Raw genomic sequence first — 23,656 nt, 5'->3', positions numbered from 1 at the left:
CCCCGGGAGCGCGGGTCAGCCGCGCGCTCCCGGGCCCAGCACCCGGTCGAGGTAGGCGTTGCCCAGCACCCCGGCCGGGTCGAGCCGGTCGCGCAGCGCGACGACCTCGTCGAACCGCGGATAGCGCTCGCGCAGCACGGCGGCGTCCAGACCGTGCAGCTTGCCCCAGTGCGGACGTCCGCCCACCTCGCCGGCGAGCCGCTCCAGCGCGCCGAACCAGCAGCCAGGATCGCTGCCCGCGGGCACGTGCGCCGCGATGTAGGCGGTGTCGCGGCCCGAGGCGGTCGACAGCGGGATGTCGTCGGCGGCGGCCGTCCGGACCTCCACGGGGAACGCCGCGCGCCAGTCGCTGGCCTCGTGCACCCGCCGGAGCTCGGCCAGCACGTGCGGCGCCGTCTCCCGCGGCACGGCGTACTCCATCTCCAGGAAGCGCACCCGGCGCCGGGACACGAAGACCCGGTGGGAGTGGTCGGTCCACGTCCGCGCCCCCAGTGCCCGGGCCGACAGCCGGGCCAGCGGCGGCACCAGGGCAGGCACCCGCCGGCCGGCCGCGACGACGCCGGCGAACGCCGCGTTGGCGAGCAGCTCGTCGTCCCACACCGCACGCCAGCGCGGCAGCGGGGCCAGGCCGTCCACGGGCACGCGGGTGTTGCACTTCAGCAGCGTCGCGTCGGTGTGCGGGAACCAGTAGAACTCGACGTGGTCGGTGGAGGTCATCAGCTCGTCGAAGCCCTCCACCGCCGCGGTGAGCGTGCCGGGCCCCTCGACGGCGCGCAGCGCGAACGCGGGCTCGGCCTGCAGCGTCACCGCCGTCACCACGCCCAGCGCGCCCAGCCCCACCCGCGCCGCGGCGAACAGCTCGGGCCGGCGCACGGCGTCGCACTCGACGACCTCACCGGAGGGCAGCACGATCTCCAGCCCGCGCACCTGCGTGGCCAGTCCTCCGAACCGGGCGCCGGTGCCGTGCGTGCCGGTCGCCAGCGCTCCGGCGACGGTCTGCCGGTCGACGTCGCCCAGGTTGGTCAGCGACCAGCCGCGCCGCTGCAGCTCCAGGTTGAGCCGGTGCAGCGTCGTCCCGGCGCTGACGGTGACCAGCCCGGCTTCGGTGACCGCCCGGATGCCGGCCAGCCGGTCGCAGACCAGCTGGACGTCCTCGGGCCGCCCCACCGCGCTGAAGGAGTGCCCGCTGCCGATCGGTCGCACCCGGCGCCCGGCCGCCGCGGCGGAGACGAGCAGCTCGGCGACCTCCTCCGCCGACCCCGGGTGCACCACCGGGACGTCGGCCCGCTGGTTGCCCGCCCAGTTCCGCCAGCGCGTGGGCGCGGGCAGCTCGGCCACCTCGATCACCGGTCTCCCTCCGTCGAGCGCGCACTCTGCTGGGCACCGGCCGCCCCGGTCAACCGGCTGCGCGCCCTTGCCCCCCGGCGCCGGCCCGGGCACGCTGCGGCGGATGACCGCGGACCGGCTGCACGAGCGCCTGGAGCGCGCGACCGCCGACCTGGACCCGCCGTTCGCGGTGCTGGACCTCGACGCGCTGGACGCGAACGCCGCCGATCTGACCGCCCGGGCCGGCGGCAAGCCGATCCGCGTCGCCAGCAAGTCGGTGCGCTGCCGCGCGGTGCTGCGCCGGGTGCTGGCCCGGCCGGGCTTCGCCGGCGTGCTGGGCTACTCGCTGCGCGAGGCCCTGTGGCTCGCCTCCGGGGACGATGCCGTGAGCGACGACGTCGTCGTGGGCTACCCCTCGGTGGACCGCGCGGCGCTGCGCGCGCTCGCCGCGGACGAGACCGCCGCCGCCCGGATCACGCTCATGGTCGACTCCGCCGACCACCTCGACCTGATCGACGACGTCGTCCCGCCCGGCCGCCGTCCGGAGCTGCGCGTCTGCCTGGACGTCGACGCCTCGCTGCGCACCGCGGGAGGCCGGGTGCACATCGGCGTCCGCCGTTCGCCGGTGCACACCCCGGAGGACGCCGTCGCCCTGGCCCGCCGGGTGGCCGCGCGCGACGGCGTCCGGCTCGTGGGGCTGATGGCCTACGAGGCCCAGATCGCCGGGGTGCAGGACGCGCCGGCCGGCCGGCGTCTGCGGGGACTCGCCGTGCGCGGGCTGCAGGCGGTCTCCGCCCGCGAGCTCGCCGCCCGCCGCGCCGCGGTCGTCGCCGCGGTGTCGGAGGTGGCGCCCCTGGAGTTCGTGAACGGCGGCGGCACCGGGAGCCTGGAGCGGACCGCGATCGAGGACGCCGTCACCGAGGTCGCGGCCGGATCGGGGCTCTACTCCCCCGTGCTGTTCGACGGGTACCGTGCCTTCACCGCGAGGCCGGCGACCTACTACGCCGTCCCGGTGACCCGTGCGCCCGCGGCCGGCGTGGTGACCGTGGCCGGTGGTGGCTGGATCGCCTCCGGACCGCCGGGCGCCGACCGGCTGCCCACGCCGACCTTCCCGGCGGGGCTCCGCTGGCTCCCCACCGAGGGCACCGGCGAGGTGCAGACCCCGCTGCGCGGCGCGGGTGACCTCCGCGTGGGCGACCGGGTCTGGTTCCGCCACGCCAAGGCCGGCGAGGTGTGCGAGCACGTCGACGAGCTCCACGCGCTGGCCGGCGACGCCGTTCCCGGCCGCTTCCCGACCTACCGCGGCGAGGGCGGGGCGTTCGGCTAGCGCCTCAGCGGGCGCGGACCACCCTGGTCTCGTCGAACACCGGCTCGGCGGACTCGTACACGCGGCCGTCGGCGCCGAAGACCACGAAGCGGTCGAAGGACCGGGCGAACCAGCGGTCGTGGGTCACGGCGAGGACCGTGCCGTCGAACGCGGCCAGCGCCTCCTCCAGCGCCTCGGCCGAGAGCACGTCGAGGTTGTCCGTGGGCTCGTCGAGCAGCAGCAGCGTCGCGCCCGACAGCTCGAGCAGCAGGATCTGGAACCGCGCCTGCTGGCCACCCGACATCGTCCGGAACGGCTGGTCGGCGGCGACGATGAGCCCGTAGCGGCGCAGCGCGGCCATCGCCCGGCCACGGTCGACCCCCGGCCGCCCGGGCTCGCCGTGCCACAGCAGGTCGACCGGCGTCCGGTCCTGCCACTCCGGGTGCGCGTGGGTCTGGGCGAAGAACCCGGGGACGACGCGCGCGCCCAGCCGCCAGTCGCCGGTGTGCGCCACCGACTGGCCGGCCAGCAGCCGCAGGAAGTGCGACTTGCCCGCGCCGTTGGCCCCGAGCACCCCGACCCGGTCCCCGTAGAAGATCTCGACGTCGAACGGCTTCATCAGCCCGGTGAGCTCCAGCTGCTCGGCCGTGACCGCACGCACGCCGGTCCGTCCGCCGCGCAGCCGCATCGCGACCTTCTGCTCCGGCGGCCGCTCCGGCGGCGGGCCGGCCGCCTCGAACTTGGCCAGCCGGGTCTGCATCGCGTGGTAGCGGTTGGCCATGTCGGGTGAGTTCGCCGCCTGCTGCTGCAGGGTGCGCACCAGGTCGATCAGCCGCTGGTGCTCCTCGTCCCAGCGACGGCGCAGCTCGGCCAGCCGCTCGTGCCGGGCGGTCCGCGCCTCGTGGTAGCTGCCGAAACCGCCGCCGTGCACCCAGGCGCCGCCGCCCTCCACGGTGACCACCCGGTCGGCGACGCGGGCCAGCAGCTCGCGGTCGTGGCTCACGAACAGCACCGTCTTGCGGGTCTCGAGCAGCCGCTCCTCCAGCCAGCGCTTGCCCGGCACGTCGAGGTAGTTGTCCGGCTCGTCGAGCAGCAGGACCTCGTCGGGTCCCCGCAGCAGCGCCTCCAGCGCCAGCCGCTTCTGCTCACCGCCGGAGAGGGTGTTGAGCTCGCGGTACTTGCACCGGTCGTAGGGCACGCCGAGTGCCGCGACGGTGACCGTGTCCCAGGTGACCTCGGCGTCATAGCCGCCGGCGTCCCCCCACTCGGCGAGCGCGCCGGCGTAGGCCATCTGGGCCCGCTCGTCGTCGGTCTCCATCAGCGCCAGCTCGGCCGACTCGACGGCGTCCCAGGCGGCCCGCACCGCCGGCGGCGACAGGTCGACCAGCATGCGCTGCACGGTGGTGTCGTCGCGCACGGAACCGATGAACTGGCGCATGACCCCGAGCCCACCGGTGCGCGCGATCGCACCGGCCTCGGGCACCAGGTCGCCGGCGATGATCCGCAGCAGCGTCGTCTTCCCCGCGCCGTTCTCGCCGACCAGCGCGGCGCGGGCGCCCTCGCCGATCCGGAACGAGACGTCGTCGAGCAGCACCCGCCCGTCGGAGAGGGTGTGCCGGACCGCACTGACGTCGACGTAGCCCACGCCGTCATCCTCCCGTGCCCGGCAACCGGCTTTCGACGGGTCAGCCGATCTGCCGGTCCAGCCGGTAGCGCGCCAGCCGCTCGACCAGCTCCGGCAGCGCGCCGACGGGCGACCCGCCCAGCTCACGCCGGCAGTCCCGCACGACCCGGACCACGCGCCGCGGACCGACGCGGCCGGAGAACTCACCGCTGAGCCGGCCGACCGCGGCGGTGACGGCGTCGTCGCCGGGATCCCCGTCGCGCGGGGACGGCGAGGTGCGGTGCGGCCCGCCCGGGGCGAGCTCGTCCGAGGGCCGGGCCGGCTCGTCGGCGGCGGGTCCGGGGAACGGGGGGACGACCAGGGTCACGGGCGGTCCTTCTCTCGTCCGGGGCGGGCCGCGATCCTTCCGGGCCGCAGCGGTTCCACACGATGTCGTTCCGCAGGTCGCGGCACCAGGGACGAAAGGCCCGGGAGCGGTGAGCTCAGCCGGCGAAGAACTCGTTGCGACCCTGCGCCGTGCCCTCGGCGGCGTCCCGCACGAGCTCGGCCAGCGCCCCGGCGTCGACCCGGTCGGCGGTCGTGAACCGGATGCAGCTGCGCCCGCAGCTCACCGTCCCCAGCCGGTCCGCCCGGACCTCGGGCAGGTAGTGCCCGTCCTCGACGGCGCAGACGTAGAGGGGCAGGTGCCGCTTCTGCGCCGCCAGCGCGATCAGCGGCCAGCGCGTGGTCGTCGACGACGACCGGGTGCGGTAGGGCAGCAGCCCGTAGCCGAGCATCGTGCCCGACCCCACCGGGACCAGCTCGCGGCCGAGATCGGGCGCGGCGGCCCGTACCAGCGCGTCGATCCGCCGCAGGTCGTCCTCCCGCCGTCCCGCCGCCCGGAACCAGGACTCCACCGGGTCGTCGTCGGTCATGCGGCCTGCTCAGCCGAGGGCGATCGAGAGCACCGTCGCACCCGCGGCCAGCACCATCACGAACACGATGACCGCCGCAACCAGCCGCCGTCGCCGCTCCGCGTCCCGACCGCCGGCTCCACCCATTCCCATCACGACGCGGAGGCTAGTGCAGCCGGCGCCCTGGGAGGACCGTCGGACGCGCCTGCCAGGGTGCGGTCATGACCTCGCTGCAGGACGTCGCGCTCATGCGTCTGGTCGCGCAGGGGCTCGCCGGGCCCCCGGCCCCGGACGCGGCGGCTGCGGTCCGCGGCCTGGCCGCGGTGCAGGGGCAGGACCTCCCCGGCGCGGTGACGTCCGTGGCGCTGCGCACCGCCGGGCACCGCCGGGCCGACGTGCTCGCCGCGATGGACGACGGCACGGTGGTGCGCAGCTGGCCGATGCGCGGCACCCTGCACCTGCTCCTGGCCGAGGACCTGCCCTGGATGCTGGACCTGCTGGGACCGCGCGCGCTGGCGGGGCTCGAGAGGCGCCGCGCGGCCCTGGAGCTGACCGGGGCCGACGCCGAGCGGGCCCGCGAGATCGTGGTCGCGGTGCTCTCCGGCGGCCGGCGGCTGTCCCGCGCGGCCCTGCTGACCGCCATCCACGGCGGCGGTGTCGCCACCACCGGCCAGCGCGGGTACCACCTGCTCTGGTTCCTGTCCCAGACCGGCACGCTGTGCCTAGGCCCCACCGACGGGGGCGAGCAGACCTTCGTCCCGCTCGAGGAGTGGGTGCGCGCACGCCGGCGGCTCGACCGCGACGAGGCACTGGGCGAGCTCGTGCTCCGGTACTTCCGCGGGCACGGCCCGGCCACCGTCGCCGACCTGGTGCGCTGGGCCGGGACCACCGTGCGCGACGTGCGCGCGGGGCTCGCCGTGGCCGGCGACCGGCTGGAGCGGCTGCAGGTGGACGGGACCGAGCACCTGCTCGACCCGGCGACGCCCGAGCTCCTCGCGGCGCACCGCGCGGAGGCCCGGGCCGTCCGGTTGCTGCCGGGCTTCGACGAGTTCGTGCTCGGCTACGGCGACCGGACCGCGGTCCTCGACCCGGCGTTCGCCGAGCGGATCTGCCCCGGGCGCAACGGCATGTTCGCCCCGACCGTCGTTTTCGACGGCCGGGTGAGCGGTACGTGGCGGTGGACCGGCAGCGGACGCCGACGCGTCGCGAAGGCCGCCCTGTTCACCGAGGACGCCGCCCTCGCCGCGGCCGTGCCCGCGCTGGCGGCCGCCCTGCCCTGACCGGTCAGCCGCGCCGCTCGAAGAGGAAGACGGGGATCTGCCGCTCGGTCTTCTCCTGGTAGGCGGCGTAGTCCGGGAAGGCGGCGACCGACCGCTCCCACCAGAGCGCCCGCTCCTCGCCGGAGATCTCCCGCGCGACGCCGTCCCACGGCTCGGGCCCGTCCTCCAGGGTCACCTCGTCGGGATGCGTGCGGAGGTTGCTGACCCACGCGGGGTCGGTCGGGGCCCCGCCCTGGGAGCCCACCATCGCGTAGACGCCGTCGTGCTCGACCCGCATCAGCCCCAGCTTGCGGACCTTGCCGCTCTTCGCCCCGCGGGTGCTCACGATGACGACGGGCAACCCGGTGTCGCGGAGGGTGTTCGCCTCCCGCCCCCCGGTCGCCTCGTAGCGCTCGACCTGCTCGCGGACCCACTGCGCCGCGCTCGGCTCGTACTCCCCCTGCAATGGCATGGCCTGAACCTAGGCGGGGGCGAGCGGCCCGGCACGGCGACCCGGGTCGCGGACGCTCCGGCCGGATGGCACGGTTCGTTCGGCTCGATCGACGGGGAGGACCACACGGGATGCGGTACAACGAGGGCGCCGGCCTCGACACGTCCAACGTCCGCGACCAACGCGGTCGCGGCGGGTTCGGGGGCGGCCGCGGTGTCGCCGTCGGCGGCGGTGGTCTCGGTCTCGTCGGCGTCCTGGTGCTCGTGCTCTTCCAGGTCCTGGGCGGCGGCGGCGACGGCGGCTCGGGCAGCGGGTTCGGCGGCCTCGGCGGGCTGGGGAGCGGGCAGACCGCCGACAACGGGCAGCTGGCGGAGAACTGCCGCACCGGCGCCGACGCCAACGAGTCGGTGGACTGCGCGGTCGTGGCCGACATCGAGTCGATCCAGGACTTCTGGTCGCAGGCGCTCGGCGACGCCTACGTCCCCACCGACACCGTGTTCTTCTCCGGGTCGGTGCAGACCAGCTGCGGTGGCGCCACCAGCGGGTCCGGCCCGTTCTACTGCCCCGCCGATCAGCTCGTGTACATCGACCTGAGCTTCTTCGACCAGCTGCAGCAGCAGTTCGGGGCGCAGGGCGGCCTGTTCGTCAACGCCTACGTGATCGCCCACGAGTACGGCCACCACGTGCAGAACCTCCTCGGGACCAACCGGCAGGTGAGCCCCGGCGAGACCGGGCCGACCAGCGGCACCGTGCGGCTCGAGCTCCAGGCCGACTGCTACGCCGGCACCTGGGCCAACCACGCCGAGACCGTCCCCGACGAGTCGGGGCAGCCGCTCATCGCCGAGATCACCGAGGACGACATCAACCGGGCCCTCGACGCGGCGGCACGCATCGGCGACGACTTCATCCAGGAGAACCTGGGCGGCGGCACCGTGGACCAGGACGCCTTCACGCACGGCTCCTCCGAGCAGCGCCAGCGCTGGTTCCGCACGGGGTACGCCTCGGGCGACCCGCGGGACTGCGACACCTTCTCCACCGACGACCTCGGGTGACGGACGTGGCCGAGCACCTGCGCGTGACCCGCGACGGCCCCGTCGCCACCCTGACGATCGACCGCCCGGTCAAGCGCAACGCCATGACGCTCGGCATGTGGGCGGCCCTGCCGGAGGTGCTGGCCCCGCTGGCCGACGACCCCGGGGTCCGGGTCCTCGTGGTCACCGGGGAGGGACCGAGCTTCTGCGCCGGGGCCGACATCACCGACCTGCTGCGCGGCGAGGACCCGGCCGACCCGATGGCCGACGTCCGCCGGCACAACCTGGCGGCGCAGGCCGCGCTGCGCGACTTCCCGAAGCCGACGCTCGCGATGGTCCGTGGCCACTGCATCGGTGGCGGGGTCGAGCTGGCCACCTGCTGCGACCTGCGGTTCGCCGACCGCACCGCGGTCTTCGGCGTCACCCCGGCCAAGGTCGGCATCGTCTACACGCCCTCGTCGACGAAGGCCCTGCTGGACCTGGTCGGCCCGGCGACGACGAAGTACCTGCTCTACAGCGGCGAGCTGCTGGACGCCGACGCGGCGCTCCGGACCGGCCTGGTCGACCGGCTGGTCGAGGACGCGGAGCTCGAGACCGAGGTGCGCCGGTTCGCCGACGTCCTGGCCTCGCGGTCGGCGCTCACCCAGCGGGCCACCAAGGAGGTCCTCGCCGCCCTCGCGGTCGGAGACGACGGCGAGGCCCTCGCGGCCGCCCGCTACCGCGAGACCATCGCCGCGGGCGAGCTCGCCGAGGGCGTGCAGGCCTTCTCCGAGCGCCGCGCGCCGCGCTTTCCCTGGCGGAACTGATCTTCCCGGTTTCGTCCGCCCCCTGACCCGGGTATCCGCCCCTCCGCGAGGAACGGTGCTCTGCGGAGCGGCGGGAGGACGGCGCAGCGCGCGTCTCTGCCCTTCTCATGCGACACCGATCCCGCCCCGGGATGCACGGATGCGCCGGGTGGACGACCCAGTTTCCCCGCGCGACCCCCAGCGCTGATCCCGTCGCCGCTGCGGCCGTCCGGGCCGGTGATCGACCGGCCGGATGTGTGCCGCAACGGCACGGGGGTAGCGCCTCCACCGACCACGAAGATTGCCGAGGAGGACCGATGACTCACTCCATCGACACCCCGTTCCCGCCCCCGGCCCCCGTCGATACGGGCGCCACGACCGCCGGCACGACGGGCTCCGGCACGTCGAAGGCCGACGTCGCCAAGAGCGAGGCCCAGAACGTGAAGGACACCGCCGCCCAGGCCGGCAGCCAGGTCGCCTCGACCGCCGCCGACCAGGCCAAGACGGTGGTCGACGAGACCCAGCGCCAGGCCAAGGACCTGCTCGACCAGGGCCGGTCCCAGCTCAAGGAGCAGACCATCGGCCAGCAGCAGAAGGCCGCTTCCGGCCTGACGTCGCTCGCCCAGGAGCTCCGCGGCCTCGCCGACGGCTCCAGCGAGGGGGCCCCCGGCCCCGCGCGCGACCTGCTGCACCAGGCCTCCGGCATCGTCGAGGGCTTCGCCGACAAGCTGCAGAACCGCGAGCCGGCCGAACTGCTCGACGAGGTCCGCGCCTTCGCCCGTCGCAAGCCCGGCCTGTTCCTGCTGGGTGCGGCCGCCGCGGGCGTGCTCGCCGGCCGGCTGACCAGCGGCGTCAAGGCCGCGCACAGCGACTCCGGCACCACCGGTGGCGGTACCTCCTACCGGAGCACGCCGACCAACTACGTGGACCCGGCGCCGACGTACTCCGACTACTCCAGCGCCACCACCGGCACCGGGGTCGGCACGGGCACCGGCGCTCCGCTCCCCCCGCCGCCGTACGGCACCACGCCGCCGGCCGGCAGCATGGTCCCGCCGACCACGCCCGCGGGCTGGGACGACCCGGCACGTCGCCCGGGTGAGGTGGGCTGACATGAGCTCCCCCTACTCCGGGGCCTCACCGGCGGGAACGCCGCAGGCATACGCCGAGCCGACGCAGAACTACGCGGCCGACTACTCCCAGGGGTCCCACAGCGGCGCCATGGGGACCCCCATGACCGACTCGGGACACCCGGACGTCGAAGGCGTCTCCGTCGGTGCCCTGATCGGTGAGGTCGCCAAGGACATGTCGACCCTCATGCGGCAGGAGCTCGAGCTCGCCAAGGTCGAGCTGAAGGCCGAGGCCAAGAAGGCCGGTACCGGCGCCGGGATGTTCGGTGCGGCAGCGTTCGCCGGCTACATGGTCCTGATGTTCCTGTCCTTCGCCCTGTGGTGGGCGCTGGAGAACGTCATGGACGCCGGCCTGGCCGCGCTCATCGTCGCCATCCTCTGGGGCGTCGTCGCCGCGGTGACCGGCCTCATGGGCAAGAAGAAGTTCCAGCAGGTGAACCCGAAGCCCGAGCGCACCGTCGAGACCCTCCAGCAGGTTCCCGGCGCCCTGAAGCCCAACTGACCAGCAGACCGCTGAGGTCTCTTGAACGGCAGGAGCCGAACATGACCAGCAGTGACCCGGATGTCATCCGGCGCCAGATCGAGGACACCCGGCGCGAGCTCAGCTACGACGTCGACGCCCTCAACGAGAAGGTCAACCCGTCCCGCGTCATGGACCGTCGGGTGACCGCGGCCAAGGGCCGCGTGAGCAACCTCAAGGACAAGGTCATGGGCACTGCCCACGACACGAAGTCCTCGATGCACGGGACGGCCTCCAACGCGGCCGGCTCGGTGCAGGGCACGGCCTCCAACGCGGCGGACAGCGTGCAGCACGCCGCCCAGTCCGCGATGGGCGCCGTCCAGCAGGCTCCGGAGACGATCACCCGGCAGGCGCAGGGCAACCCCCTCGCCGCGGGTCTGATCGCCTTCGGTGTGGGCTGGCTGGTCTCCAGCCTGCTGCCCGCCTCGCAGAAGGAGCAGGAGCTGGCCCAGCAGGCCGAGTCCGCGCTCCGCGAGAACAAGGACGCCCTCCTCCAGCCGGCCAAGCAGGCCGCGCAGGAGATCGGCGACCAGCTGAAGCCCGCCGCGCAGCAGGCGGTGGAGGAGGTCAAGTCCACCGCTCAGGGTGCGGCCGAGACCGTCAAGCAGGAGGGCCAGTCGGCGGCCCAGGACGTGCAGGGCCAGGCCCAGCAGTCCAAGGAGACCGTGCAGAGCCAGGCCTCCAGCTGATCCGCGGGTCGCTGACCCGCGTCGTACGCCTGCGCCCCGCCGGGATCTCCCGGCGGGGCGCAGTGCTGTCCGGGGGCCCTCCCCCCGACGGGTGAGACCCCCCGGACCCCGCTGCAGGGCACCTCCCGGGCCGCCGTTCCTCCCCAGGACGACGCCAACGGCGGCGCCCGCCCCCGCGGTCGCCGGTCACGACCGACGGGAGCCCCTCGTGGACTCGGCCCTGCCCGCCACCGACACCTCGCCCGGCCGGTTCCGGGTGCTGGTGGCCGACGACGAGGACGACATCCGCGACCTCGTGTGCCTGGCCGTGCGCAAGGCCGGCTGCGACGTGGTCCGGTCGGTCGCCGACGGCTCGCAGGCGCTCGTCGCCGCGGCCACCGACCTCCCCGACCTCGCCGTCCTCGACGTGTCCATGCCGGGGGCCACCGGCCTGGAGGTCTGCACCGCCCTGCGGGAGGACCCGGCCACCGCCGGCATCCGCATCCTGCTGCTCTCCGCCGGCGCCTGGCCCGACGAGGTCGCCCGCGGTCTCTCGGCCGGTGCCGACGCCTACCTCGCCAAGCCCTTCACCATCGCCGGCCTCGTGCACCAGGTGCGGTCGCTGACCGCCGGGGTGCCGGCATGACCCTCGCCGTCCTGGACCGGCCCGCAGCCGCTCCCCTCGGCCCGGCCGCCCCGGCGCCCTGGTGGTCCGACGTCCGCGGCGCGCTCGCCTGCACCGTCGTCCTCGCCGCCACCGCCGGCGTCCTCGGAACCGGCCGGGTGCCGGTGGTGGACCCGCTGCTCGCCGGAGCCGGCCTCGCGATCGCGGTCGCCGCCACCGTCGGCGTCTGGGCGACCCGCCGCTCGCGGCCCGGTGTCCGGTCGATGGCCGTCCCGGTCGCGCACCTGCTCGCCGTCGCGCTGCTGCACGCCGGCACCGCGTCGCCGACCGTGCTCCTCCTGCTCCTGGGCCCGCTGTGGCTGCTCGCCTCGCACCCGACCCGCGCCGGCGTCCCGGTCGCCGTCGGCGGTACGGCGCTGGTCCTGCTCGTGCCGGACCTGGTGGGCACCGCGTCCGGGGCGACGCACCCGCTGCCCGGCGCGCTGCTGCTGGGCCCCCTCGCCGTCGCCGTCGGCAGCATCGCGGTGAACGAGAGCGGGCGTCGCCTCCGCGCCCAGGAGCACCTGATAGCCCGCCTGCAGCGCGAGCAGGACGTCCTCCTCGAGCAGGTGCGGAGCCGCGCCGACGAGCTGGACACCGCCTCCCGCATCCTGGCCGCCCGCGCGCAGACCATGACCAGCGTCATCGACGCGGTCACCCAGCAGTCGATCATCGGCACCGACCGGGACGGCACCATCCGCGTCTGGAACCCGGGCGCGGAGCGGATGCTCGGGTTGCCGCGGCTCGACGTCGTCCGGAAGCGGTCCATCCTCGACTTCCACGAGCCCGAGGAGCTGGCCGCGGCGGCGGAGAGCACCGGGTCGCCGTCGCCGCTGGAGGCGCTCGTGCACGCCGCCCGGACCGACGGCAGCGACGTGCGCGACTGGACCTACGTCGCCGCCGACGGCAGCCACCGCACCGTGTCGGTCGCCATCACCCCGCGATCCGACGACCGCGGCGCGCACGCCGGCTGGAACTTCGTCGGCACCGACATGACCGAGACGCGCGCGACCGAGCGCATGAAGGACCAGTTCGTGAGCCTCATCAGCCACGAGCTGCGCACCCCGCTGAGCTCGATCCTCGGCTACCTCGAGCTGGTCATGGACGACGAGGAGCAGCCGCTCACCGACGACCAGCGCAGGTACCTCTCGACGGTCGAACGCAACGCGCACCGGCTGCTGCGGCTGGTCGGCGACCTGCTGTTCACCGCCCAGGTGGAGAGCGGCCGCTTCACCCTGCAGCCGGCCGACGTGGACCTCGCCGCCGTGGTCCGCGCCGCCGAGGAGACCGCCCGGGTGGCCGCGGCGACCGCCGGCGTGGACCTCGTCCTGGACGTGCCGGCCGACGGCCTGGTCGTCTCCGGCGACGCCGTCCGGCTCGGGCAGGCGTGCGACAACCTGGTGTCGAACGCCGTCAAGTTCACCCCGCGCGACGGCCAGGTGCGGCTCTCGCTGCGGCGGTCCTGGCAGACGGCGGACGGCGAGGTCGTGGCCGACGAACGTCCCGGCGCCGTCCCCGTGGCACTCCTCTCGGTCGCCGACACGGGCATGGGCATCCCCACCGGCGAGCAGGGGCAGCTGTTCACCCGCTTCTTCCGTTCCTCCACGGCCCGGCGCAACGCGGTGCCGGGGGTCGGCCTCGGGCTGACCATCACGAAGGCCATCACCACCGCCCACGGCGGGACGCTGGACCTCGTCAGCGTGGAGGGGCAGGGCACGACCTTCACGATGACCCTGCCCCTGGACCCGGCGGCCTGACCGTGGCCCTCCGGGCGACCGACTCGGCCGATCTGCGCACTCCGCGCCGATTCCTTGCGGATTCCTTGCGGATCGCTGGCGGGTGGCCTGCGGTTGACCCTCCAGAGTCCTTGGTGTCACCGGGAACCCGGTGGCCCCACACGGACCCAGGAGACACGGACATGAGCAAGAACGGCATCGCCACCAGCACCACCGCCCGCAAGGTCGTCGGCTCCCTCGGCGTCATCGGCGCCGCCGCCGCCGTCGCCGGCCTGGGCACCTTCGGAACCTTCACCGACAGCACCTCCCCGGTGAACACCACCCTGAACACCGGCACGCTGTCCATCAACGCCACCTCGCAGGGCACCCTGCCGCTGGCGGTCTCGAACCTCGTCCCCGGCGACACCATCACCCGGGCCATCAACCTGACCAACGACGGCAACCTCGCCCTCGGCAACGTCTCCCTCGCCGCCACCGCCGCCGCCCCCAGCGTGCTGACCACCGACGCCGTCAACGGCCTGCAGCTCGCCGTCAAGTCCTGCGCCGTCGCCTGGACCCAGACCGGCAACACCTTCACCTGCGCCAGCGGCGAGAAGACCTTCGGCTCCGGCCCGGTCACCAGCCCCATCAACCTCGCCGGCGCCGCCTCCCTCACCGCCGGCGCCACCGACCACATCGCCTACACGGTCACCCTCCCCACCACCGCCGACAACACCTTCCAGGGCAAGTCCGCTGCGCTCAGCCTCGTCTTCACCGGCACGCAGCAGACCGGCTCGGCCCGCTGACCGCGGCCTGACGAGCTAACGGAGACCACGCCATGACCACCGTCCACCCCGTCCGTCGCCCGGGGACAGCCGACGCGCTGTCCCCGGCCGGGGACGAGCGCTCTCCCGCCGGCGCCCGCGCCGACCGGGCCCGCCAGATCATGGGCCGCACGGCCCCGTGGCTGGTCCGCGGAGTCATGGTGGTCGCCGTCCTGGTGTTCGCTCTCCTGGCCGTCGGACCGCACGTGCTCGGCTACCGCACCATGACCATGCTGACCGCGAGCATGGCCCCCGAGATCGAGCCGGGCGACATCACCGTCGCCAGCCCGATCGCCGTCTCGGACGTCACCGAGGGCATGGTCATCACGTACCACATGCCCATCGACGACGGCGCCCTCGTGACCCACCGCGTCGTCTCCGTGGAGCACGCTGCCGACGGCAGCGTCCTGGTGCAGACGAAGGGTGACGCCAACGAGGCGATCGACCCCTGGACCGCACGACTCGAGGGCGACACCGCCTACGAGGTCCGCGCGGTCGTCCCCGAGCTGGGCCACCTGGTCACGGCGCTCCGGACGCCCGTGGTCAGCCAGGTGCTGCTCTACGGCGCCCCGCTGCTGCTGGCCGCCTGGGTGCTCCTGAGCATCTGGCGCCCGACCCCGACCGACGACACCGCCCCGGAGAAGGAGGACCAGGCATGATCGCCGTCCGCCGCGCTCTCGTGGTCCTCGCCCTCGGCATCGCCACCGTCCTCGCCGCGACGCTCTCCGCGTCGGCGACCTTCAGCAAGACGGTCGAGCTGCCCGTGCCGACGTCGGTCACCGCCATCACCGTCACGGCCCCGGCCACCGTCTCGGCGACGGGGCGCTGCACAACCACCACGTCGTCGTACTGGAACGGCTGGACGACGGTCTACCAGACGCACTACTGGTACGACGCCACCGTCACCTGGTCGGCGAGCACGACTCCCACCACGGCGACCGGCCGCGTCACCGGGTACCGCGTGATGGCCCACCTGAACAACGGCACCTCGGTCAGCCTGGGCGAGACCGACGCCGCCACCCGGACCATGAGCCAGCGGGTCGACCGGGCCTACCTGAACTACCAGCCCCGGGTCTCGATCGTCACGCTCACCAGCTACGGCTGGACGACGGAGAGCCCCCGGTCGGCGGTGCTCACGTGCTGACCCTCGTGCACTCCTCCGACACCGTCGAGGACCCGGCCGACGAGCGCCCCGCGCCGCTCTCCGCCGCCGTCGTCCCCGGCACCCTCCTGGACTTCCTGCGCGGCCGGACCACGGGGCCGACCGCGCAGGCAGAACTCCCCGCCGCAGACGACGAGGACGACCTCGACGCCGACCTCATGGACCGCCTGCAGCAGATGTACCGCACCGCCCTGCCCGAGCGGCTCTCCGCCATCGAGACCTCCACCGGAGCCGGCGACGCCCGCGCGGTCGCCTCCGCGGCCAACACCCTGGCCGGGACCAGCGGCCAGCTGGGCCACCCCGAGGTCGCCTCCGTCTGCCGCGCCATCGCCGCCGACGCCCGCCGCGGGGTCCTCGCCCACTCCCGCGTTCAGGAGCTGCACGCCCTCATCGGCGCCTGAGCCACCCGCGAACCCACGCGGACCCCCGGGACCGCAGACCCGCGGGAAAGGCGACGTCTTCTTGCGGATTCCTTGCGGATCGCTGGCGGGTGGCCTGCGGTTGGCCCTCCAGAGTCCTTGGTGTCACCGGAACGCCGGTGGCACCACACGGACCCAGGAGACACGGACATGAGCAAGAACGGCCTCGCCACCAGCACCACCGCCCGCAAGGTCGTCGGCTCCCTCGGCGTCATCGGCGCCGCTGCCGCCGTCGCCGGCCTGGGCACCTTCGGAACCTTCACCGACAGCACCACCCCGGTGAACACCACCCTGAACACCGGCACCCTGTCCATCAACGCCACCTCGCAGGGCACCCTCCCCCTGGCGGTCTCGGGCCTGGTCCCCGGCGACACCATCACCCGGGCCATCACCCTGGTCAACGACGGCAACCTCGCCCTCGGCAACGTCTCCCTCGCCGCCACCGCCGCCGCCCCCAGCGTGCTGACCACCGACGCCGTCAACGGCCTGCAGCTCGCCGTCAAGTCCTGCGCCATCGCCTGGACCCAGACCGGCAACACCTTCACCTGCGCCAGCGGCGAGAAGACCTTCGGCTCCGGCCCGGTCACCAGCCCCATCAACCTCGCCGGCGCCGCCTCCCTCACCGCCGGCGCCACCGACCACATCGCCTACACCGTCACCCTCCCCACCACCGCCGACAACACCTTCCAGGGCAAGTCCGCCGCGCTCAGCCTCGTCTTCACCGGCACGCAGCAGACCGGCTCGGCCCGCTGACCCCCGGTCCGACGGCAGAAGACGAGGAGGTGAAGACATGACCGCCATCCGGCGCACGATGACCCTGATCGGAACGACCCTCGCCGTGGTCCTCGGAAGCGCGCTGACCGCGTCGGCCGCCTTCTCCGACGCGGCGTCGGTCAGCTCGACCCTGAGCACCTACACCGTCGCGCCTCCCACGGGGCTGACGCTCGACGACTCGTGCACCACCACGACGACGACCGTCAAGCACACCGTGTACCGGAACCCCGGCACCGGTGCGACGACCACCACCGCCTACAGCTCGACGACGACGACGGCCCCCAGCTCGAGCAACGTCCAGGGGACCACGACGACGACCGAGCCCGGCCCGAGGCCGAACGAGACGACGACCACCACGGTCACGAAGAACACCGACCTGCGCGTCACGCTGAGCTGGACCGGCAGCACGTCGCGCGGCGTCAACGGGTACGTCGTCTCGGCCCAGCTCGGCGACGGATCGATCACCCCGGTGATGAGCACCGGCGCCGCCACGACGACGGTCACCCAGACGCAGGACGCCGACGTCCTCGGCTACCAGCCGAAGCTCCTCGTGTCGACGCAGACCACCTACCGGTGGACGGCGGACTCGGCGCGGACGCGGGTGCTGACGTGCTGACCCTCGTGCACTCCTCCGACACCGTCGAGGACCCGGCCGACGAGCGCCCCGCGCCGCTCTCCGCCGCCGTCGTCCCCGGCACCCTCCTGGACTTCCTGCGCGGCCGGACCACGGGGCCGACCGCGCAGGCAGAACCCCCCACCGCAGACGACGAGGACGACCTCGACGCCGACCTCATGGACCGCCTGCAGCAGATCTACCGCACCGCCCTGCCCGAGCGGCTCTCCGCCATCCAGACCTCCACCGGAGCCGGCGACGCCCGCGCGGTCGCCTCCGCGGCCAACACCCTGGCCGGCACCAGCGGCCAGCTGGGCCACCCCGAGGTCGCCTCCGTCTGCCGCGCCATCGCCGCCGACGCCCGCCGCGGGGTCCTCGCCCACTCCCGCATCCAGGAGCTGCACGCCCTCACCGGCGCCTGAACGACGGAGGACCCCCGCCGAGGCGGGGGTCCTCCGTCGTTCCGGCCCCGTCCGGGGAGGACGGGGTCCGCGGTCAGGCGACCAGGCGGTAGCCCACTCCCCGGACGGTCTTGATCTCGGGCGAGTTCAGGCCGGCCGCGACCAGCTTGCGGCGCAGGTTGGACATGTGCGCCTCCACCAGCCGCAGGTTGCCCTCCCAGTCGGTCTGCCAGACCTCGCGCAGCAGCGTCTCGCGCTGCAGCACCCGGCCGGGCCGGGAGGCCAGCGCGGCCAGCAGGTCGAACTCGGTGCGGGTCAGGTCGACGATGTCGCCGTCGACCCGGACCTCCCGGCTGTCCTCGTCCACCTCGAGCTCGGCGAGCCGGCGGACCGAGTCCGCCACCTCCTCCGCGGCCGAGGCGACCGGGGCGGCGCTACGGGGGAACCGGAGCATCGCCTGCACGCGGGCGGCGAGCTCGCGCGGCGAGAACGGCTTGGCCATGTAGCCGTCGGCGCCCACGGCCAGGCCTATCAGGAGGTCGACCTCCTCGGCGCGGGCGGTGAGCATCAGGACGTAGCACGCGGTCTCGGCGCGGATCTGCCGGCAGATCTCGGTGCCGTCGGCGTCGGGGAGCCCGAGGTCGAGCACGATGAGGTCCGGCGCGTCCCGCCGCACCTCCTCCAACGCCGCGGCGCCGGTGCCCACGGCACGCACGTCGAAGCCTGCCCGCTCGAGGACGGTCACCACGAGTTCGCGGATCTCCTCGGTGTCCTCGACCACGAGCACGGACTGTTCGGGCACGACGTCTCCTCCTCACGCAGGGCTGCCACCGGTGCGGCGGCCGGTCGGCCTCCTGTCACCTGACCGGGTGATCGGCACCGGAGGAGCGCTGCTTGAGCCCCTGGCGGTCACCGGGGCACCGGCACCCCACCCCGACGGGTGAGAAAGGGGGGCGCGGCTCATGGCGGGAGCCGCTGCCGCCGTCATGAGTGCGGGGACACCGCGTCCTCTCCCGGCCCGAACCCGGGGACCCGACCGAGGGAGCCGGAACCGTGGACGGTGCACTGCACGTGCTCGTCGTCGACGACGACGCCGACACCGCGCTCTTCGTGCGCACCGTGCTCGAGCGCGGCGGCATGACCGTGACCACCTGCGCGGACCCGCTCGAGGCGCTCACCCTGATCGGCCGCGTGGAGTTCGACGCCGCGATCACCGACATCGAGATGCCCGGCATGACCGGGCTGGAGTTCCTCGACCGGCTGCGCCAGGTCCGCCCGGACCTGCCGGTCACGGTGATGACCGCGCACGCGTCGGTCGACTACGCCGTGGACGCGCTGCGCCGGCAGGCCGACGACTTCCTCGTGAAACCGGTTCCCAAGGACACCCTCGCCGCGACGATCCGCCGGCAGGCGGAGACCGCCGCGGCCAGGCGTGCCGCCGCTCGGCAGCGGCAGACGGTGCTGGCCGTCGGCGCGCACCCCGACGACGTCGAGATCGGCGTCGGCGGCACGCTGGCCGCCCACCGCTCCGCAGGCGACCAGGTCGTCATCCTCACGCTCTCCCGCGGCGCCCGCGGCGGGGACACCGCCGCCCGGGTGGACGAGTCGCTGGCCGCAGCCGAGCTCATCGGCGCCCGGCTCTTCCTGGAGGACCTCGAGGACACCCGGATCAGCCCGGCGGACCCGACCATGTCGATCATCGAGCGCGTGGTGGCCGAGGTGCGCCCCACCATCGTCTACACGCACTCGGCCAACGACCGGCACCAGGACCACCGGGCCGTGCACCAGGCGGCGAGCGTGGCCACCCGGTCGGTGCCCACCGTCGCCTGCTTCCAGAGCCCCTCGGCCACGATCGACTTCCGGCCGACGCGCTTCGTGGACATCGACGGTTTCACCCGCACCAAGCTCGAGCTCCTCGCCCGGTTCCGCTCGCAGGCCGGGATCCGCGCCTACCTCGAGGACGACTTCGTCCTGGCCACCGCGCGCTACTGGTCCCGCTACGGCAGCAGCGGCCGCTTCGTCGAGCCCCTCGAGGTCCTCCGGGACGGCGGCGGCGTCGTCGGCGCCGTCAGCGGCTCCGCCTTCCGGCCGGCCACCTCCACGGAGCCCTTCGGCATCTGACCACCTCGCTGACCAGGACACCTGGCGCGATCCGGTTAGGCCAGGCTAACCTGCGCGGGTTGCCCGGCCTGCGCGCCGGAGCAGCGCGACCCCTGCCCCGGACGTGAGGCGACCGCTCCATGTACGTGTGCCACTGCAGCGTGGTGACCGACCGCGACATCCTCGAGGCCATCGCCAACGGTGCCCGGTGCATCGCCGACGTCGCCCGCGTCACCGGCGCCGGCCGCACGTGCGGCAACTGCGTCGACTCCATGCGCGAGCTGGTGTGCAAGCATTGCCCGGTCCGCGCCGAGCGCACGACCGAGCGCCCGGCGGAGCGAGAACTGGGAGTCGCTGGTGCAGCCCGTTAGCCCCCGTGTGGTCGAACTGCTCAACGACGCGTTGACTTTCGAGCTCACCGTCACCAACACGTACTTCCTCAACGCGCGCATGCTCGACGCGTGGGGGCTGCCGAAGCTCGGCAAGGTCTTCTACGACCTCTCCATCGACGAGATGCGCGACGCCGACGCCCTGATCCAGCGCGTCCTGCTCTTCGACGGCCACCCGAACCTGCAGCGCCTCGGCGCGATCCGGATCGGCGAGACCGCCGAGGAGATGCTCCTCCTGGCCCTCGACAGCGAGAAGGCCGCCGTCGCGCAGTTCAACGCCTCGGCCAAGGAGTGCCACGAGCTCGGTGACCACGGCACCGCCTCGGTCTTCGAGGAGATGGTGCTCGACGAGGAGAAGCACGCCGACTGGTTCGAGGCCCAGCTCGCCGCCATCGAGCGGGTCGGTGCGCCGCAGTACCTGGCCGCGCAGATCTCCACCGAGACGCCCGCCTGATCGTTCCGCCCGAACGCCACGAGGGCCCTCTCCCGATCCCGGGAGAGGGCCCTCGTCGTCGGGCGGGGCCTACAGCGCCAGGTCGCGCAGCTGCTCCAGCTGCAGGGTCGCCGCGCGCAGGCCGATCCCGGTGTAGAAGACGTCGTCCTCGACGGCGTAGGCGCGCTCTTCGGCCACCGCGGTCAGCCGCGGCCAGAGCGGGCCGGCCACGACCGCCTGCTCCCCGGAGTCCGTCGCCGGGCCGTAGGAGGAGTACAGGACGAGATCGGCGTCGGCCTGCGTCAGCTGCTCGGCGGAGAGCTCCGCGAAGGTCGGGGTCTCACCGGTGGGCAGCTCCAGCTGGTCCAGACCGATGTCGGCCAGCACCGTGCCGATGAACGACTGCCCCGTGTAGACGCGGATGGTGCCCTCGACGAACCGCAGGGCGCCGACCGTCGTCCCGGCAGGGTCGCCCAGGTCCTCGCCGAGCGCGGCGGCGTCGGCCTCGTACTCCTCCAGCGCGGCCTGCGCCTCGTCCTCCAGGCCGAGCGCCTCGGCGTCGAGCAGCAGGTTCTCCTTCCACACCGCGCCGACCTTCTCGGCGAAGACCGTGGGCGCGATCTGCGCGAGCTGCTCGTAGATGTCCTCGTGCCGCACCTTGTTCGACAGGATCAGGTCCGGCTCCAGCGCGGCGATCGCCTCGAGGTCGGGCTCGGCGATGGTGCCCACGACCTCGACGTCCTCGGCGTCCTCGGCGAGGTAGCTGAGGAAGCCGTCGGAGACGGCGGTGGTGACGGCGCCGACCGGGGTGACCCCGAGCGAGAGCACGGAGTCCAGCTCCCCGGTGTCCAGGACGACGACCCGCTCCGGGCGCTCCGGGATCTCCGTGCTGCCCATGGCGTGCTCGACGGTGCGGGGGAAGCCCTCCTCCGCGGCGGCCGACCCCTCGGCGGGTTCCTCGGATGCCGCTCCGCTCCCGCAGGCGGTCAGCGCGAGAGCGGTCGCGAGGCCCAGTGCGGCCGTGCGCAGCGTGCGTGTGGTCATTCGTTCTCCTCTGTCCTGGAGACCCCGTCGGGCGGGGCCCTGGTCTCGATCGCGGCGGTGTGCAAGACTGCCGGAAGCCAGGTGAGGCTAGCCTAAGTCGAAAGACGGTCTGCACCTGCTTCCCGGGGAGCCGATATGACCGTCGAGACCGCGCAGGTCCCCGCGTACCGCACCTTCCCGGTGCAGGTGGCGCGGGTGCAGCGCCTCGGCGAGAGCTTTCTACGAGTCACGTTCACCGGCCCGGAGCTGGACGTCTTCGCCTCCAACGGCTGGGACCAGCGGATCAAGGTGATGCTCCCGCTGCCCGGCCGCGGCGTCGTCGACTGCCCGGCCGGCGACGACTGGTACGGCGAGTGGCGGGCCCTGCCGCCGGAGCGACAGATGCCCATCCGCACCTACACGGTGCGGGCGGCCCGCCCCGAGCTGCTCGAGGTCGACGTCGACTTCGTGCTGCACGGCGCCACCGGCCCGGCGTCGGCCTGGGCCGAGTCCGCCGCCGCCGGCGACGAGGTCGTCCTCGTCGGCCCGAACGCCCGCTTCCCCGGGCCCACGGGCGGCTACGAGTGGCACCCGCCGGCCGACGCGTCCTGCCTGCTGATCGCCGGCGACGAGACCGCGGTCCCCGCCATCTGCGCGATCGTCGAGAGCCTGCCCGAGGGCCGGCACGCCCGGGTGCTCCTCGAGGTGCCCACGGCGGGCGACGCGCTCAACGTGGCCGCTCCCCGCGGCGTCGAGATCAGCTGGCTCCCCCGCCGGACCGGCTCGGGCAGCGCCCCGAGAGGGCAGCTCCTGACCGCCGCCGTCGTCGCCACCGTGCGCGAGCTCGGCGAGCGACTGGCCCCCTCCCCCACCGCTGAGCTCGCCGAGGTCGACGTGGACGCCGAGATCCTCTGGGAGGTGCCCGATGCCGCCCCCGGCCGCGGCTCCTCGGGCGTCTACGCGTGGCTCGCCGGCGAGGCGGGTGTGGTCAAGGGCCTGCGCCGGCACCTGGTGCGCGACGTCGGCGTGGACCGCCGCTCGGTGGCGTTCATGGGTTACTGGCGCGAGGGCCGGGACAGCGACTGACCCTTCCGTTTGACACCCTGTCATCGACCGGTGTCACATGGAGGGATGCCTGACTACGACGTGCTCGCCATGGACGGCCTGAGCATCATCGGGACCGTCGGCTTCTTCGTGCCCGCCGCGATCCTGGTCGCACTGGTGGCCGGCGCGGTCGTCCGCGACCGCCGGCTCACCGCCCGCGAGTCCGCCGCGGAGGCCACCCGGGAGGGGCTGGCCCGCGAGTCGCTGCCCGAGGACGGCACGGCTACTCCGCCTCGAGCTGACTGAGCGCCGCCTCGACCGCTGCCGCCACCTCGGTGGCCATCTCCGTGCGGAAGGCCGCGAGCACGGCTTGCGCCGCGACCGGCTGCAGCCGGGTGACCGTCGCCAGGATCTCCTCGAGCCCCTCGCGCGGCGCCCCGGCGTCGACGAACGCGCGCCAGCCGGTGTCCACGAACATCTGCACGTAGGTGCGTGCGATCGCGGCCACGTGCTGGTTGACCTGCGTCTGGGCGGCGATGAGCGCGGCGGGCGGCACGCCCAGGCCCACGACCTGCAGCCCGGCCATCAGCAGCGCGGGGTCCAGCACCCGCAAGCGGCCGTCGCCCAGCCGCTCCACCAGACCCAGCTCGACCAGCTGGTCGACCACCTCGGGCTGCTCGGGGACCCCGGCGCGCGCGGCGAGCTCGGCCCCGGTGGTGATCTCCGGCTCCGGCGGCAGCCAGGGCGCCAGCAGCGCGCGGTGCAGCGCCAGGGTCGCCGAGCTCGCCGTGGGTGGTGCGCTGGAGAGGGTCCGCTCGATCATGGCCAGGGAGTAGCCCTCGGCCAGCATCTCGCGGACCAGGAGCAGCCGGGCGACGTGCTCCCGGCCGTAGTAGCCGGTGCGGCCCACCATCCGCGGCGGCGGCAGCAGCCCCCGCGCGGAGTAGGCGCGGACGTTGCGCACGGTGACCCCCACCCGGGCCGCCAGCTCGTCCACCGTCAGGTCGTGCTCGGGCGACTCGCCGACCGGGTCGACCTGTGCTGTGCTCACCGCCACCTCCTTCCCGTCGTGACCCCACGGTAAGCCGCTCGTTCTATGTATCAG

Annotated in this window: 30 protein-coding genes; 21 read left to right on the top strand and 9 right to left on the bottom strand. The window is 74.1% G+C overall.

Going from position 1 to position 23,656, the window contains the following annotated elements:
- Positions 1-15: 15 nt before the first annotated feature.
- A complete protein-coding gene (locus DQ244_RS04440; RefSeq protein WP_233491163.1) occupies positions 16-1,347 on the bottom strand; it encodes a D-arabinono-1,4-lactone oxidase in 1,332 nt (443 codons plus the stop codon).
- Between the two features lie 103 nt (positions 1,348-1,450).
- Between DQ244_RS04440 and DQ244_RS04435 the strand changes: the two genes are divergently transcribed.
- Entirely contained in the window at positions 1,451-2,653 is a 1,203-nt protein-coding gene (locus DQ244_RS04435; protein WP_113810654.1) for an alanine racemase, read from the top strand.
- A 4-nt stretch (positions 2,654-2,657) separates the two neighbouring features.
- On the opposite strand, the gene DQ244_RS04430 is transcribed toward DQ244_RS04435, so the two are convergent.
- The 4 genes from DQ244_RS04430 to DQ244_RS20055 all read right to left on the bottom strand — a co-directional run bounded on the left by DQ244_RS04430 (position 2,658) and on the right by DQ244_RS20055 (position 5,305).
- Entirely contained in the window at positions 2,658-4,277 is a 1,620-nt protein-coding gene (locus DQ244_RS04430; RefSeq protein WP_113810186.1) for an ABC-F family ATP-binding cassette domain-containing protein, read from the bottom strand.
- A gap of 40 nt (positions 4,278-4,317) precedes the next feature.
- Positions 4,318-4,623, bottom strand: a complete 306-nt coding sequence (locus tag DQ244_RS04425; protein ID WP_113810185.1) for a three-helix bundle dimerization domain-containing protein — start codon at positions 4,621-4,623, stop codon at positions 4,318-4,320.
- Positions 4,624-4,738: 115 nt separating this feature from the next.
- Positions 4,739-5,170: a DUF1801 domain-containing protein gene (locus DQ244_RS04420; RefSeq protein WP_113810184.1), complete on the bottom strand. Its 432-nt coding sequence runs from the start codon at positions 5,168-5,170 to the stop codon at positions 4,739-4,741.
- 9 nt (positions 5,171-5,179) lie between these two features.
- Entirely contained in the window at positions 5,180-5,305 is a 126-nt protein-coding gene (locus DQ244_RS20055; protein ID WP_255411588.1) for a hypothetical protein, read from the bottom strand.
- A 65-nt stretch (positions 5,306-5,370) separates the two neighbouring features.
- On the opposite strand from DQ244_RS20055, the gene DQ244_RS04415 reads away from it, so the two are divergent.
- Positions 5,371-6,429 carry a winged helix DNA-binding domain-containing protein gene (locus DQ244_RS04415; RefSeq protein ID WP_113810183.1) on the top strand — a complete coding sequence of 353 codons (1,059 nt, stop codon included), beginning with the start codon at positions 5,371-5,373 and terminating at the stop codon, positions 6,427-6,429.
- A gap of 4 nt (positions 6,430-6,433) precedes the next feature.
- Here the strand turns inward: DQ244_RS04415 and DQ244_RS04410 are convergent, their stop codons facing one another.
- A complete protein-coding gene (locus tag DQ244_RS04410) occupies positions 6,434-6,880 on the bottom strand; it encodes a nitroreductase family deazaflavin-dependent oxidoreductase (protein WP_113810182.1) in 447 nt (148 codons plus the stop codon).
- Between the two features lie 110 nt (positions 6,881-6,990).
- Here DQ244_RS04410 and DQ244_RS04405 point away from each other — a divergent pair, with 110 nt between their 5' ends.
- From DQ244_RS04405 to DQ244_RS04340, 14 genes are all read left to right on the top strand, one after another.
- Entirely contained in the window at positions 6,991-7,911 is a 921-nt protein-coding gene (locus DQ244_RS04405) for a neutral zinc metallopeptidase (RefSeq protein WP_113810181.1), read from the top strand.
- Positions 7,908-8,696, top strand: coding sequence for an enoyl-CoA hydratase/isomerase family protein (locus DQ244_RS04400; protein WP_233491162.1), 789 nt, complete (start codon positions 7,908-7,910; stop codon positions 8,694-8,696). The genes DQ244_RS04405 and DQ244_RS04400 overlap by 4 nt, the downstream gene beginning before the upstream one ends.
- A gap of 296 nt (positions 8,697-8,992) precedes the next feature.
- Complete coding sequence (locus DQ244_RS04395) at positions 8,993-9,784, top strand: hypothetical protein (protein ID WP_113810180.1); 792 nt, start codon at positions 8,993-8,995, stop codon at positions 9,782-9,784.
- 1 nt (position 9,785) lies between these two features.
- On the top strand, positions 9,786-10,304 hold the full coding sequence (locus DQ244_RS04390) for a phage holin family protein (protein WP_113810179.1): 519 nt from the start codon (positions 9,786-9,788) through the stop codon (positions 10,302-10,304).
- A gap of 41 nt (positions 10,305-10,345) precedes the next feature.
- Positions 10,346-11,011 (top strand): DUF3618 domain-containing protein, encoded by a 666-nt coding sequence (locus DQ244_RS04385; protein ID WP_113810178.1) that lies wholly within the window; start codon positions 10,346-10,348, stop codon positions 11,009-11,011.
- Between the two features lie 208 nt (positions 11,012-11,219).
- A complete protein-coding gene (locus DQ244_RS04380; protein ID WP_199580164.1) occupies positions 11,220-11,636 on the top strand; it encodes a response regulator in 417 nt (138 codons plus the stop codon).
- Entirely contained in the window at positions 11,633-13,411 is a 1,779-nt protein-coding gene (locus DQ244_RS04375; protein ID WP_113810177.1) for a cell wall metabolism sensor histidine kinase WalK, read from the top strand. The genes DQ244_RS04380 and DQ244_RS04375 overlap by 4 nt, the downstream gene beginning before the upstream one ends.
- Positions 13,412-13,572: 161 nt before the next feature.
- Positions 13,573-14,175, top strand: coding sequence for a TasA family protein (locus DQ244_RS04370; protein ID WP_113810176.1), 603 nt, complete (start codon positions 13,573-13,575; stop codon positions 14,173-14,175).
- Positions 14,176-14,207: 32 nt separating this feature from the next.
- On the top strand, positions 14,208-14,852 hold the full coding sequence (locus DQ244_RS04365) for a signal peptidase I (RefSeq protein WP_199580162.1): 645 nt from the start codon (positions 14,208-14,210) through the stop codon (positions 14,850-14,852).
- Positions 14,849-15,337: a hypothetical protein gene (locus DQ244_RS04360; protein ID WP_113810175.1), complete on the top strand. Its 489-nt coding sequence runs from the start codon at positions 14,849-14,851 to the stop codon at positions 15,335-15,337. The genes DQ244_RS04365 and DQ244_RS04360 overlap by 4 nt, the downstream gene beginning before the upstream one ends.
- A complete protein-coding gene (locus tag DQ244_RS04355; RefSeq protein WP_113810174.1) occupies positions 15,331-15,756 on the top strand; it encodes an Hpt domain-containing protein in 426 nt (141 codons plus the stop codon). The genes DQ244_RS04360 and DQ244_RS04355 overlap by 7 nt, the downstream gene beginning before the upstream one ends.
- Before the next feature lie 168 nt (positions 15,757-15,924).
- Positions 15,925-16,527, top strand: a complete 603-nt coding sequence (locus tag DQ244_RS20120) for a TasA family protein (RefSeq protein WP_113810173.1) — start codon at positions 15,925-15,927, stop codon at positions 16,525-16,527.
- Positions 16,528-16,564: 37 nt separating this feature from the next.
- The gene (locus DQ244_RS04345; protein WP_113810172.1) at positions 16,565-17,164 is read left to right on the top strand and encodes a hypothetical protein; all 600 of its coding nucleotides are present in this window, start codon (positions 16,565-16,567) and stop codon (positions 17,162-17,164) included.
- Positions 17,158-17,583, top strand: coding sequence for an Hpt domain-containing protein (locus DQ244_RS04340; RefSeq protein ID WP_147251465.1), 426 nt, complete (start codon positions 17,158-17,160; stop codon positions 17,581-17,583). The genes DQ244_RS04345 and DQ244_RS04340 overlap by 7 nt, the downstream gene beginning before the upstream one ends.
- Before the next feature lie 73 nt (positions 17,584-17,656).
- On the opposite strand, the gene DQ244_RS04335 is transcribed toward DQ244_RS04340, so the two are convergent.
- Positions 17,657-18,364 carry a response regulator transcription factor gene (locus tag DQ244_RS04335; protein WP_113810170.1) on the bottom strand — a complete coding sequence of 236 codons (708 nt, stop codon included), beginning with the start codon at positions 18,362-18,364 and terminating at the stop codon, positions 17,657-17,659.
- A gap of 251 nt (positions 18,365-18,615) precedes the next feature.
- Between DQ244_RS04335 and DQ244_RS04330 the strand changes: the two genes are divergently transcribed.
- The 3 genes from DQ244_RS04330 to bfr all read left to right on the top strand — a co-directional run bounded on the left by DQ244_RS04330 (position 18,616) and on the right by bfr (position 20,505).
- The gene (locus DQ244_RS04330; protein WP_199580160.1) at positions 18,616-19,683 is read left to right on the top strand and encodes a response regulator; all 1,068 of its coding nucleotides are present in this window, start codon (positions 18,616-18,618) and stop codon (positions 19,681-19,683) included.
- A gap of 119 nt (positions 19,684-19,802) precedes the next feature.
- Positions 19,803-20,033 (top strand): bacterioferritin-associated ferredoxin, encoded by a 231-nt coding sequence (locus DQ244_RS04325; RefSeq protein WP_113810169.1) that lies wholly within the window; start codon positions 19,803-19,805, stop codon positions 20,031-20,033.
- Entirely contained in the window at positions 20,020-20,505 is a 486-nt protein-coding gene (bfr, locus tag DQ244_RS04320) for a bacterioferritin (protein WP_113810168.1), read from the top strand. The genes DQ244_RS04325 and bfr overlap by 14 nt, the downstream gene beginning before the upstream one ends.
- Before the next feature lie 69 nt (positions 20,506-20,574).
- Here the strand turns inward: bfr and DQ244_RS04315 are convergent, their stop codons facing one another.
- Complete coding sequence (locus DQ244_RS04315) at positions 20,575-21,528, bottom strand: ABC transporter substrate-binding protein (RefSeq protein ID WP_113810167.1); 954 nt, start codon at positions 21,526-21,528, stop codon at positions 20,575-20,577.
- A 135-nt stretch (positions 21,529-21,663) separates the two neighbouring features.
- On the opposite strand from DQ244_RS04315, the gene DQ244_RS04310 reads away from it, so the two are divergent.
- Together DQ244_RS04310 and DQ244_RS04305 are read left to right on the top strand one after the other, a co-directional pair.
- Positions 21,664-22,593, top strand: coding sequence for a siderophore-interacting protein (locus tag DQ244_RS04310; protein WP_113810166.1), 930 nt, complete (start codon positions 21,664-21,666; stop codon positions 22,591-22,593).
- 45 nt (positions 22,594-22,638) lie between these two features.
- Positions 22,639-22,857: a hypothetical protein gene (locus DQ244_RS04305; RefSeq protein WP_113810165.1), complete on the top strand. Its 219-nt coding sequence runs from the start codon at positions 22,639-22,641 to the stop codon at positions 22,855-22,857.
- On the opposite strand, the gene DQ244_RS04300 is transcribed toward DQ244_RS04305, so the two are convergent.
- Positions 22,835-23,602: a MerR family transcriptional regulator gene (locus DQ244_RS04300; protein WP_158544460.1), complete on the bottom strand. Its 768-nt coding sequence runs from the start codon at positions 23,600-23,602 to the stop codon at positions 22,835-22,837. The two genes, DQ244_RS04305 and DQ244_RS04300, sit on opposite strands and share 23 nt — an antisense overlap.
- Positions 23,603-23,656 lie beyond the last annotated feature (54 nt).

It is taken from the genome of Blastococcus sp. TBT05-19 (assembly GCF_003319095.1).
Taxonomy (GTDB): domain Bacteria; phylum Actinomycetota; class Actinomycetes; order Mycobacteriales; family Geodermatophilaceae; genus Blastococcus.
Note: the sequence above shows the minus strand (reverse complement) of the source record. Positions and strands in the feature narration are given on the sequence as shown.